At 33.9% G+C, this 12,932-nt stretch carries 12 protein-coding genes; 7 read left to right on the top strand and 5 right to left on the bottom strand.

The features are described from left to right. Positions 1-209: 209 nt before the first annotated feature. Positions 210-650 carry a DsrE family protein gene (locus tag ABJI11_RS12875; protein ID WP_348352877.1) on the bottom strand — a complete coding sequence of 147 codons (441 nt, stop codon included), beginning with the start codon at positions 648-650 and terminating at the stop codon, positions 210-212. A gap of 91 nt (positions 651-741) precedes the next feature. Further along, positions 742-1,179: a response regulator gene (locus ABJI11_RS12880; RefSeq protein ID WP_348352880.1), complete on the bottom strand. Its 438-nt coding sequence runs from the start codon at positions 1,177-1,179 to the stop codon at positions 742-744. 202 nt (positions 1,180-1,381) lie between these two features. Here ABJI11_RS12880 and ABJI11_RS12885 point away from each other — a divergent pair, with 202 nt between their 5' ends. After that, positions 1,382-1,669, top strand: a complete 288-nt coding sequence (locus ABJI11_RS12885; protein WP_348352883.1) for a hypothetical protein — start codon at positions 1,382-1,384, stop codon at positions 1,667-1,669. A 65-nt stretch (positions 1,670-1,734) separates the two neighbouring features. On the opposite strand, the gene ABJI11_RS12890 is transcribed toward ABJI11_RS12885, so the two are convergent. Next, positions 1,735-2,175, bottom strand: coding sequence for a BLUF domain-containing protein (locus ABJI11_RS12890; protein ID WP_348352886.1), 441 nt, complete (start codon positions 2,173-2,175; stop codon positions 1,735-1,737). A 229-nt stretch (positions 2,176-2,404) separates the two neighbouring features. On the opposite strand from ABJI11_RS12890, the gene ABJI11_RS12895 reads away from it, so the two are divergent. Both ABJI11_RS12895 and ABJI11_RS12900 read left to right on the top strand, forming a co-directional pair. Further along, entirely contained in the window at positions 2,405-2,785 is a 381-nt protein-coding gene (locus tag ABJI11_RS12895; RefSeq protein ID WP_348352889.1) for a hypothetical protein, read from the top strand. A gap of 114 nt (positions 2,786-2,899) precedes the next feature. After that, positions 2,900-3,409: a peroxiredoxin-like family protein gene (locus ABJI11_RS12900; RefSeq protein WP_348352892.1), complete on the top strand. Its 510-nt coding sequence runs from the start codon at positions 2,900-2,902 to the stop codon at positions 3,407-3,409. Between the two features lie 75 nt (positions 3,410-3,484). Here ABJI11_RS12900 and ABJI11_RS12905 read toward each other — a convergent pair whose 3' ends face one another. Beyond that, the gene (locus ABJI11_RS12905; protein ID WP_348352894.1) at positions 3,485-4,201 is read right to left on the bottom strand and encodes a ribonuclease activity regulator RraA; all 717 of its coding nucleotides are present in this window, start codon (positions 4,199-4,201) and stop codon (positions 3,485-3,487) included. Between the two features lie 22 nt (positions 4,202-4,223). After that, positions 4,224-5,192 (bottom strand): TIM barrel protein, encoded by a 969-nt coding sequence (locus ABJI11_RS12910; protein ID WP_348352897.1) that lies wholly within the window; start codon positions 5,190-5,192, stop codon positions 4,224-4,226. 174 nt (positions 5,193-5,366) lie between these two features. On the opposite strand from ABJI11_RS12910, the gene ABJI11_RS12915 reads away from it, so the two are divergent. The 4 genes from ABJI11_RS12915 to ABJI11_RS12930 all read left to right on the top strand — a co-directional run. After that, positions 5,367-7,685 carry a chondroitinase-B domain-containing protein gene (locus ABJI11_RS12915; protein WP_348352900.1) on the top strand — a complete coding sequence of 773 codons (2,319 nt, stop codon included), beginning with the start codon at positions 5,367-5,369 and terminating at the stop codon, positions 7,683-7,685. A gap of 19 nt (positions 7,686-7,704) precedes the next feature. Beyond that, positions 7,705-8,757 carry a polysaccharide lyase family 7 protein gene (locus ABJI11_RS12920; RefSeq protein WP_348352902.1) on the top strand — a complete coding sequence of 351 codons (1,053 nt, stop codon included), beginning with the start codon at positions 7,705-7,707 and terminating at the stop codon, positions 8,755-8,757. A gap of 248 nt (positions 8,758-9,005) precedes the next feature. Next, positions 9,006-11,345, top strand: coding sequence for a chondroitinase-B domain-containing protein (locus ABJI11_RS12925; RefSeq protein WP_348352904.1), 2,340 nt, complete (start codon positions 9,006-9,008; stop codon positions 11,343-11,345). A 2-nt stretch (positions 11,346-11,347) separates the two neighbouring features. Beyond that, positions 11,348-12,932: alginate lyase family protein (locus ABJI11_RS12930; RefSeq protein ID WP_348352906.1), on the top strand; the 1,585-nt coding region annotated here is incomplete at its 3' end.

Here is a 12,932-nt window from a genome sequence, read left to right on the forward strand (position 1 = left end):
TAGATGTAAGATATTATAGATTTAGGTTTGGTTTTTCGCCTAGCAAATATAGAAATTGTTTAACGAAAGAGCCATTATAAAAAAAGCCGCCTAAACTGAGTTCAGCGGCTTTTAATTAATTACTCATGGTAAAATAGATGTGATTACCATAGTAGAACGTAAATTGAAAATTTAAAGCAAATTATATAATCTTTATGCCCATTATCTTCCTAATACGTTAATGTATTATAACCATTGGCTTGCAATTGCAACATACGAACCGATGCGGTCGGTGTAACATCAAGACCATCAAACAGTGTTTCTTCAGCAACTCCTAATTTTTCCATTGCAACACTGCAAACACTAACTTTTACTTTTCCTTTATACTTTTGAAAGAACTTTTCTAACTCTGAATCCTTAACCAATTGTGTAACGACTTTACCTTTGACCACAATTTCATAATCTTCTATTTTAACACCATTCTCAATTAAAAGGTCATACATACCCAATACACCTTTAAAATGCCTTTCTGTAGTAAGTATAAAACCATATTTAGGAGTTTTCTGTAAATCTGCTACAGTTTCTTGGTCTAGTTTTTTCTGTCCAAAAACTTGGGTGCCACTGGCAACCATTAACATTACTACTAAAAGAGTTCTAAGAATATTTTTCATGGGTTACGTTTTGATGTGTAAATTGAATAACTAAATTAATGAAATTTATACCCAAATACTCCTTAAAAAGATGTAAAAATGGCTATTCTAATTAAGTTAGCACAACGAATTCCTCTTTAGGCAAGATTTCTTTGTTATTGACAGGAACCGATTTTAATGATTTTAATAACAGCTCTTTTAGTTCTTTAAAAGAAGACGACTTTTTTAAGAACTGATTGGCTCCATCTTGTTTTAGTTGGTTTACTTCTCTATCTCTATAAATTGAAGAATATGCTATGATATAAATTTTATTGAATTTTTTAAAATTTCTTATATCGATAAGACATTCAAACCCATCCATAATAGGCATGTATAAATCTAAAAAAATTACTTGAGGCAAAGTGACATCAGAAAACAATTTATCCATTAAATCGACACCATTATCAAACTGAAAAACCTCTGTTTTTACAGGTACACTGCTTAAAGCTTCCATAAAAAAGTCGCGATCATCAAAATCGTCATCTGCAATATATATTCTTAGATCTTTCATTTTGTTTAATACAATATCAGTATGACCTACAAAATTATGTACAATCACTACATAATTTTTTTCCAATAAAAATGATTACTGACTCAATACCAATTTATTGTAAAATACTAACTCAATAAAATATATTTTTTGTAGTAAAATACTTACATTTGATATTCTGCGTTATATAACTAATGCTCCCTTTTTAATTGTGCAATATATTATGGCTATTAAAAACACTGATGAACTTTCATTAATACTTCAGCAATATCAGCTTGATTATTACACTAAAGGGAATGCCTTGAAGGTGCACAATATACTTACAGATGTGTTACCTATAATCGAATTTAAAAGCGAAAATTGTTCCTCTGATTTTCACAAAAGACATGTAGAATTAAAAAAAATTGAAGATTTGCCAGATTTAAATGAGTATTCTGAAAAATTTGCCCAAAATTTATTGAAGCTTCTTTTAATCATAAATAATTGTAAATTTTCTACCAAAGTAAATTAAGGCTACTCGCTTCAATGGATACGGTCGCAATACCCTGAAGTCGATTTTTTATTTAACAATACTTCTCAATTAAAATTGTTATGCCCTATTCTATTCAGTAAATTCTTTGCTGTAAGCCAGAATTTTTTTGAAGTAGGATTAGGTATAACTGACATATCCGGAATTTCTTCTTCTGGACTAACCATTAATTTAATATACCTAAAAGCTTCATTTGGTAATTGATTAGACAAATAAGCCATACTCCAATTATCAAATTCTCTAGAATAAATATTGCCTTTTGAGAGCAAAATGACCTCTCTGTGCCTTGTATCTATTTTAATTTTTTCAAACAAAGCCAAGACTACTTCTGCATTACCTTCTAAATATTGTATAAAAAAACCTTCGTGATAAATAAGACAACCCGTAATATCATGTCTATTGTTAAAATCTCTAGATTCTAATAAAATTTCATCAACCTGAGTTGAAGTAAGGGTATTTGCTATTGATTTATAAACAAGATTGTACATGGTAACTAAAATATAAAAAGCTACGTATAAATTTATAAGATACTAACTTTCAATGAAAACCCACAGCAAATAGATACTGTTTTTTTTTACATTTTTCATTAATAACTACAAACAGTATTGACTTATTTAAAAGCGTCCTATCTGAAGAGTCAATTTTATATGTGATTGCATCTATCGTAATCTATTTAAAAACAGATATTTCCAAAAAAGAATTTTAAAATAAGAAATCATGAAATCTAATATTGTAATTATACTAGCCCTGTCAGTTATTTTAACAGCATGCTCAAGCACAAAAAACAACTTAACTAATACTACAGATAAGTCCACAGCTCAAAATGAATCAACTAATACCTTAAGCAATACAGCCATTCAAAATACTTCAGAAAAATTAAACGACGAATATGCTACCATGTTTGCAAAATTAGAAATGAGCAAAGAACAAATTAGCACTTTTACTTCTGAAATGAATCGTTTTAAAAACAAACAAGCCAATACTGCAAGTGGAGAAATGCTAGGGAGTATAGAGAGTGAACGCACCCGCCAATTGGAAGATATTTTATCTAGCTCACAGTATGCAAAATACGAACAATGGTTAGCAGAAAATGAATAGTAACAATAACCTATTCTATTTATGTTTTTGCACTAATACTAAAAGGTATACAACAAAGCTACAATATACTCCTCTTATACTTTTATGGAATACTAATTATAAAATAATATTACAATGATAAAACCCACATCAGAAGTACCTGAATTAAAATTACCTTTAATTAACGATACGCAATGGAGTCTACATGAACAAGACAGTACATCTTTTACTATGGTCGTATTTTATAGAGGATTGCATTGCCCCGTTTGCAAAAATTACTTAGAAGATCTTGCTACAAGATTAAAAGATTTTAGTGATAGAGGTGTTCACTTAATTGCCATTAGTAGCGATAGCGAAGAACGCGCAAAAAAAGCAGGTAAGGAATGGGATATTCCAGAACTGCCCGTTGGTTACAATCTACCAATAGAAACAGCACGAGAATGGGGATTATACGTATCTAAAAAAACATCGGATAAAGAACCAGATGAATTTTCAGAACCGGGGTTGTTTTTAATTCGCCCTGATAATACCCTTTATGCAAGTGCTATTCAAACAATGCCTTTTGCAAGACCTCACTGGGACGATATCTTAAATGCGATAGATTACGTCAACAAAAATAACTACCCCGCAAGAGGTGGTGAATAGTTTAAATTTGTCCATAAATAAAAAGGTGGTCAGTTCTTTAAAGAACTAACCACCTTTTATATCTAATGATTAATATTAATTTCTATCTAATTTCCACTTTTCAAACTCCGCTTTTATACTTTCATCTACCATTGGGTATAGACCTATTACTGCCCTACCTCCTTGTACTTGCTCTATCACAAACTCTTCATACATGGTCATCTGAATACATTCATCAGCAACCTCATCGGCAAGATGCGCAGGTATCACCATTACGCCGTCATCATCTCCAAGTATAACATCACCAGGAAATACGGCAACATCACCACAACCTATAGGATCATTAATAGCAATTGCTTGGTGCAACGTTAAGTTCGTTGGTGCCGTAGGTCTATTATGATATGACGAAAAATCCAAGTCGGCAATTTCTGCGGAATCCCTAAACCCACCATCGGTAACAATACCTTCTGCATTTCTCACCATTAGCCTTGTAACCAAAATAGATCCTGCAGATGCTGCTCTGGCATTTTGTCTACTATCAATAACCATTACAGCGCCTTCTGGACATTCTTCAACAGCTACTCTTTGTAAATGCTTTGGGTCTCTAAATACAGAGATGGGGTTTAAGTCTTCACGAGCAGGTATATAACGTAATGTATATGCTTCACCAACCATAGTGGGTCTATCTAATTTTAATGGTTTTACGTGTTGTATAAACTGATTTTTCAATCCTTTTTTAAATAAACAAGTTGCAACAGTTGCCGTACTTACTTTTCTTAATTTTTCTTTTGTTGCCTTAGCTATTTTGGTCATTGTGTATTTTCTAAGTTTAATATTATTCTGCCTTTGCCCATGCCTCCCTTAAAAAGATTAAATCTTTTTTCATTTTAGCAAACACTTCTTTTTTATCCATTGATATTTTTGTAGCCCCATGCTCTGCTCCACCCAAATCATATTCTAGATGTAATGATATTGGCACATTAATCTTATATTTTTTAAGTAAAGAGAAATATCTATTAAAATCTACCATACCCTCACCTAAGGGGGTATTAATAGGCTCCCATGAATCACCTTTCATTCCCCATTTAAAATCCTTTATTACTATAGATTTTATGTAAGATTGAATACGGCGTAAATCTAACTCCCAGCTTTTGCCACCTTCTACAACGGCATGTCTTATATCATACTGACAACCTAAAAACTCACCATTGGTTTTTGAAAAAATTGTTGGTAGATCCCAAATAGGTGCACCCACGTGATTACCTGCATGATTTTGATAGCATCCAATTAATCCTAACTCTTTATTTAAGTCTTCTAAATTTTTAGCTTGGGCTGCATATTGTGCCAAACTTTCATCAATAGCTATATCCTCAGGATAACTTAACCAACCTGTTCTATAATACTTAAATCCCAAAGAACTGGCAGTTTTCAATACTTCGCTTTGACCAGCATCTTCAATATCCCATACATTGGTAGTCATCATTTTAGGTGTCAACCCATATTTTTTCATAGCCGCTACCGCTACAGGTAAATCTTCTTTTACCTTTTCGGGCAATATATGGCCTTTTGGGCGTACTGTTAAGTCTAATCCATTGAATCCTATTTCTGCAGCTGCAGCAGACATTTCGTTATAATCAAGAAATTGTAAATGTTTGGAAAAAAGGTGAACCTCAATAGCATCATTGGCAGCAATTTTTGGCCGTAGAAAATCACCTTCTAACCTTACTAAAGGCAAGCCTGCCAATGCCATAGCCGACTTCTTTGTGAAATTTCTCCTAGATATACCTTTTTTATCTTCTCTCATTTTTAATATACCTTTTGTATTTTATCAATAGGTTTTGTGTTAATTAGTTGTCATTCTTACAAATATATGTATTTTTGGTCAACCAAACTGGTTAACCAGTTTAGTGTGGTTGCAACATAAATCACACTCCTAAAAATCTACAATTAGTTTCAAACCAGATTAATAACATATATAATGAAAAAGTATTTTTTACTATTAGCATTTGTTTTTCTACTGTTTTCTTGCAATGAAAAATCAAGTAGCATCGCTATAACCGTAAACGATATAAATGAATTGAACACAGCAATTGCCGAAGCAAAACCTGGCGATGATATTGTTATGGCTAATGGAAATTGGAAAGATGTGAACATTAAATTTGTAGCATATGGTAATGAGAAAAATCCTATCACATTACGGGCAGAAACCTCTGGAAAAGTTTTGATTACGGGTACTTCCGATTTAAAACTTGCCGGTGAATATTTGAACATTAATGGACTTCATTTTACGAATGGATCATCTCCCTCATCAGCCGTTATTGATTTTGGCATTAGTGAAGACTCGGTAGCCAACCATTGTAAAATTACCAACAGTGCGATTATAGATTTCAACAAGGCTCAACGTAATCAAACAGATTTATGGGTGTTGTTTAAAGGGCGACACAATGAGCTAGATCATTGCTACATTGCCGGCAAATCTAATAGAGGACCAACAGTAAGAATTGACTTGGCCGGTAACAACAGTATAAAGAACTACCACAAAATCACCAATAACTATTTTGGTCCTAGACCTCCTAAGGGCGGACCTAGTGCAGAAACTATTCAACTTGGTAATAGTTTTACCTCTATGGCGCCTAGTTATACTTTAGTTGAAAATAACTTTTTTGACCACTGTAACGGTGAAGTGGAAATTATCTCTAGTAAAACCAATTTCAATGAGTTTAGAAACAATGTTTTTTACAAGAGTGAAGGTTCATTGGTTACAAGACATGGTAACTACTGTATTATTGATGGCAATGTTTTTATTGGGGATGAAAATTCTGAACAAATAGGTGGTATACGCTTAATTGGAACAGGTCATTGGGTTACCAATAATTATTTCTACAATTTAAATGGAAAAACTTTTAGGAGTCCGCTTGCCGTAATGAACGGTATTCCAAAATCACCATTGAACAGATACTTGCAAGTTACCGATGTTGTTGTGGCCAACAATTCTTGGGTAAATTGTGTGTCGCCTTGGCAATTTGGAGTAGGTTCTAACACCGACCAAAAAGACATTCTGCCAAAATCTGAGATTAGATCGGCAACACCTATACGAACAACTGTAGCCAATAATCTTATTTATAATGACAAAGGAGATGAGCAACCCATTGTTAAACATGACTCTATAGACGGCATTAGATTTAAAAGTAACGTCATTAATAACCAAGGAATTATGTTTAATGATGTCGACGGACTTACCCAAAAAGATTTTGGTACTACTGTAGCCGATGGCGATATTCTAATGCCCGATAATTCATTGGCAAACTTTGAACTTTATAGCGGATTTGAATTTGACCAGATCACTGAAGATTTGTTCGGTAATTCTAGGGCAGAGAATAATATGGTGGGTGCAGTAGTAGGCAAACCCGTGAACAAAAAGAATATGATGGATGTATCTCAATACGGTACAGACTGGTATTCTAACACAACTTCTAGGAACGAATCTGGCAAAACACATGCAGCTGGCACAACAACAGAACTTGTAAATGCACTTACATCTGCAAACAATGGAGATACCATCAACTTAACCGCCCAACGATACGATTTAAGTTCTCCATTAAAAATTGATAAGTCTATAACTATAATTGCCGCTACACCAGAAGCAAAAGCAACTATTGAATACAAAGGAGCATCTGAAAGTCCGGCATTTGAAATGAATCCGAAAGGGCAACTTACGCTTAAGAATATTCAGCTGGTAGGTAACAAAGAACAATACGCTTTTGCTAGTTTAAAAAACAACATGTCTAGCCTTTACGATCTAAATGTTATTGATTGTGAAATATCAAATTTCGATTATGTTTTAAAAGCATATAAATTATCATTTTCAGAGTACATCACTTTTAAATCTACGGAAATTAAAAATTGTGCAAACGGGTTAGAACTATCTGAAGAAACAGATGACAAGGGCGAATATAATGCCGAGAACATTACCATTGACAACTGTTTGTTTGACGGTGTTGCGAATAACGTGATCGACTATTATAGAGGTGGCTACGACGAATCTACCGTTGGCGGTAATTTAGTTGTCACAAATAGCACATTTACTCATTGTGGCTTAAAAAGTAAAGAAGGTCTACTTCTAAATACATATGGTATTATCAATGTAAATCTTGAGAATAACAAATTCATTGATAACCCTGTTCAACTGGTTGCGCGTTTATGGGGCGCAAAAAACAATAGGTCTTCTAACAATGAAATAAAAAATTCTGGGAAATTGATTGTACAAGAAAACCTCCCCCTTAAACTTATGTACTAATAACACGTAAAATAACAACATGAAAAAGTCTATAGTTTCCATCATTGCAGTAATAACTTTATTTGCTTGTAAAGACAACTCAAAAAAAGCTTCAGATACTATTGAAAAATCTACAGAAGATAGTGTAGTTACCACAAAATACCCAAGCGAGGTCATCCCGTTTATGGATGAATGGAAAATTCTATTAGGTGATGGCACCTATGAAGATAACCTTAAAGATTACGCCAAAGATGATTTCTTTTACGTTGCTGACGACGGAAAAACGGATTGGGTAGTATACAAAACACCAAACAGCGGAATCACTTCAAGAACCTCTAGCAATACAAGAACAGAGCTAGGCCAAAAAGCACATTGGATACCCGAAACAGGTGGAAAATTAACCGGCACATTAAAAGTACAGCACGTATCAACCTCTGGCGATGCTAGAGTTGCCGCTTCTTATGCTGTTGTTGTTGGACAAATACATAGTGATGAAGGACACGAAAATGAGCCGATAAAAATATTCTACAAGAAATTTCCAGGACATACAAAAGGTTCTGTTTTCTGGAATTACGAAATTAACACTGAAGGAGACAATTCAAAAAGATGGGACTACTCCTCAGCTGTTTGGGGTAATGACATGTCAGTAGTAGGACCAGATTCAACAACCGCTCCAGAAGAGCCAGAAAATGGTATTGAATTGGGAGAAGAGTTTAGTTATGAAATTAATGTTCATAAGGGTATCATGTACTTAACTTTTAAAAGTGACGGTCACAAAACGGTTAAATTCACTAAAAATCTATTGGTATCTGAATTCACTAAAACATTACCAGAACAGATAAAAACATTATACGCTTCTATAGGTCGTGATGGTCTGGAACGTAAAAATGCATACGCTGGTGAAATTCAATATTTTAAACAAGGGGCATATAACCAAACCAATGGCAAATCTCCAGAAGACAATATTGTATGGAGCACTGGTGCCGATACTTATGATGGCGATATTGCAAAGCAATATGCAAATGGTGATTACGCTGAAGTATGGTTTAGAGCAGCAACTGTAGGTGCAGGTACTGAACCAAATGAGGAATAACATTAAGTTTTCTTATCGGGTTGTTATTTAAAGTTTATTTTAGACCATAAACTAATCATTCTTTATGTGACCAAATAGACTTCTAATTACTGATAGATATACAAGTAATGGAATTTATCGAATTGATGATTTCTAAAGTAGATAATTATCGATTCGTAATTTAAACCGCCCTTTTTATGTTAAATATTTGCTAGTCTTACAAATATCCTTATTTTTGGTAAACCAATTTGGTTAACCAATTTTAACTCATGAGACAATACCACCTTCTATTCTTATCTGTTTTTCTTTGCCTATTATTTTCCTTCACTACACCACAACAAAATTATGTAGTAAAAACTGTAGCTGAGTTTAACGATGTTTTACAAAAAGTTCAACCAGGGGACAACATTATCCTAGCCAATGGAGTATGGATGAATGCCGAACTTCTTTTTGAAGCCAACGGAACTACGGAAAAACCTATAACACTTATCGCAGAAGAAAAAGGAAAAGTAATTTTATCCGGAGCTTCTAACCTTAGAATTGCAGGTGACCATTTAATCGTTAAAGGACTAGTATTCAAAAACGGTTATACCCCTACTAATGCTGTTATTTCTTTTAGAAAAAGCAGGGAACAAATGGCCAATAACTCCCGCCTTACCGAATGTGTAATCGATAACTTCAATAATCCTGAACGCCAAGTACAAGATTATTGGATAACCATCTACGGAAAAAATAACCGTATTGACCATAATCATATCGCAGGTAAAAAGAATTTAGGAGTTACCATGATTGTTGGTTTGGATACGGAAGAAAGTAGAGCAAACAACCATCAAATAGATCATAACTATTTTGGACCACGCCCTACATACGGTAACAATGGCGGTGAAACCTTAAGAATAGGTACCAGTCATCATGCATTAGAAAAATCAAACACCTTAGTAGAATCTAATTATTTTGACAGAACTAACGGTGAACATGAAATCATCTCAAACAAATCTTGTAATAACACCTTCAAATACAACACTTTTTTTGAATGTACAGGTACGCTAACTATGCGTCATGGAAATGAAACTTTAGTTGACGGTAATGTATTTATTGGCAACAACAAGCCAAGTACTGGTGGTATTCGTGTAATTAATGAAACGCAGACGGTAATCAACAACTATCATATAGGTCTAACCGGATATCGTTTTAGAGGTGCTTTCGTTATGATGAACGGTGTACCAAACTCGCCGCCAAATAGATATGTACCGGTTATAGATTCTAAAGTAAACAACAATACTTTTGTAAACTGCGATAATATACTTTTTGGTGCAGGTAGCGATGCAGAGAGAAGTCAGGCGCCAAGAACTTCTGAATTTTCAGAGAATATTATTTATAACGACACCAAGAAAGATGTATTTACAATTGATGATGATATTAGTGGTATAACTTTCAAAAACAACATTCTTAGCGAAAATTCAGATAGCACAATAGAAGAAGGTTTTAAAAATGCCAAAATTAAATTGGTGACAGATAAGAACGGATTCTTAATCCCTACTTCTAACAAGATTAAAACTAAGGTTTCGATTAGCCCTAAAATTGCGACCAAAGAAAATACAGGTGCTTCATGGTATTCAAAAGCAGACAACACTGTTGCACTAAACTCTGGTAATATCATCAATGTAGCAGCAGGCATTAATACCTTGTACGATAAAGTAAAGGAAACTAAGCCAGGTGATATTATCGTTTTAGAAGATGGTGGTACCTACTTATTGACTAAAGCTGTAAAAATTAACCATCCGCTTACGTTTAAAACAGTAGGAAAGAAAAAAGCAACCATTTTATTTGAAAGAATGATGGCTTTTGAAATTGAAAATGGAGGAAGTTTATCTTTGGAAAATATCACTTTTGACGGTACTAAATCTCCAGACTACGCAGGTAACTCTGTTATTAGCACCAGTAAAAAATCTATGATAGATAATTACAAGCTATTCATAGATAAATGTGAGTTTAAAGATATGGTCGTTAATCATTCTTTTGACGTACTACGTGTATCTAAGGGCACATTTGCAGACACTATTAGCATTCAAAATTCGAAGTTTAAAAATATATCTGGTAGCATTGCCGCCTTAGACAAAGAAACAGATGATATTGGCGCTTACAATGTTGAATACTTTATTATGAAAAACAATGCTGTAAGTGATTTACAAGGTGCTGCGTTAAGATTATACAGAGGTGGTAAAGATGAAAGTACTTTTGGTCCGTTTTTAGAGATGGAGCACAATGTATTTGATCATGTTGGTTACGGATCTAAAAATAAATATGATGCTACCGTTTCCTTATATGGCGTTCAAGAAACCGAAATAAAAAACAATATTTTTAAAGATAGTAAAGCCATTAATATGCACTTGGTCGTTGGTGAGCCTATCGTTAAAGTTTTGAACAATGCTCTCAGCAATTCTGAAAAACTAATGGTTACAGGTGACCAAAAATATATACTAGAAAACCAATGGGAGCTTGAACCTAAATTTTCTAAAGACAGTAATTATTCATTAAGTGCAGATTCCCCTTTAAAAGGCAAAGGCACTGATGGTAAAAATCTAGGTCTATTAAAAAAGGAACAATAAACATGACCAAGTACATAACATCATTACAAATTTTTGTTTGCGCTATATTTATAACCTTAAGCGCAAATGCTCAAGAACATCCTAGTCTTATTCTAACAAAATCCGGAGTAGAGAAGATTAGAGCAGAGTTGGGTAACGTACCTTTATTCGATGCTTCTTTAGAAAAATTAAAACAACAGGTAGATGCAGAAATAGCCTTGGGCATAGATACGCCTATTCCAAAAGATTATTCTGGCGGCTATACACATGTACGTCATAAGCATAATATGTACGTAATGCAGCAAGCCGGTGCTCTATACCAAATTTTAGATGATGAAAAATATGCAAAATATGTAAAAGACATGTTATTGCAATATGAGGAAATGTACAAGACATTACCATTACACCCAAAAACTAGATCTTATGCCCGTGGTAAGTTATTTTGGCAGTGTTTGAATGATTCTAACTGGCTTGTTTATGTGAGTCAAGCCTATGATTGCATCTACAATTACCTGAGCAAGGCAGAAAGAAAAAAATTAGAGAACAATCTCTTTAGACCATTTGCTGATCATATTTCTGTAGACAGTCCACAATTTTACCAGAGGGTACACAATCATAGTACATGGGGTAATGCAGCTGTTGGTATGATTGGTCTTGTAATGAACGATAAAGAATTAATTGATCGCGCACTATACGGAATTCCAGGATTAGAGATGGATAAATCTGCAAAAGACGATGATGGCGGATTCATCAATAAAGAAGGAAAAGCCGGATTTTTAGCAAATATAGAAGAGCCTTTTTCACCAGACGGATATTACAATGAAGGACCATATTATCAACGCTACGCCATGTACCCTTTCTTAATTTTTGCGGAAGGATTGCATAATGTAAAACCTGAACTCAAAATTTTTGAATATAAAGATGGTGTGTTGTTAAAATCTATAAACGCGCTCTTAAATTTATCTGATGCAGATGGTGACTTCTTTCCACTGAACGATGGTCAAAAAGGAATGTCCTATTACACTGATGCATTGGTATCAGCTGTTGATATTTCTTATTACTACGGATCACAAGATCCTGGCTTATTAAGTATAGCGGCTAAACAAAATAAAGTATTATTAGACGATTCTGGTTTAGCAGTAGCCCTAGGCGTTAAAAATGGAAAAGCTACCCCGTTCAATAAAAAATCTATTAATCTGTCTGACGGACCAGAAGGAAAACAAGGTGGTGTAGGCATTTTACGTAGTGAGAATTTGGAGCTTGTTTTCAAATACGCCTCACAAGGATCAAGTCATGGTCATTATGATAAATTATCCTATTCCTTTTACAATAATGGAAATGAAGTATTACAAGATTATGGATTAGCCCGTTTTGTAAATATTGAACAAAAAGGCGGTGGTAATTATCTAAAGGAGAACAAAACTTGGGCCAAGCAAACTATTGCCCACAATACGCTGGTACAAAACGAAAAATCTCATTATCAAGGTAAATATGATATTGGAAGTAAGTATCATCCAGATTTATATCTATTTGATGACTCTAATGCTTCAGTGCAAATAGTCAGCGCCAAAGAGACCAATGCCTACTCTGGAACTGAAATGCACAGAA

This window comes from Maribacter sp., assembly GCF_039968975.1.
GTDB lineage: Bacteria > Bacteroidota > Bacteroidia > Flavobacteriales > Flavobacteriaceae > Maribacter.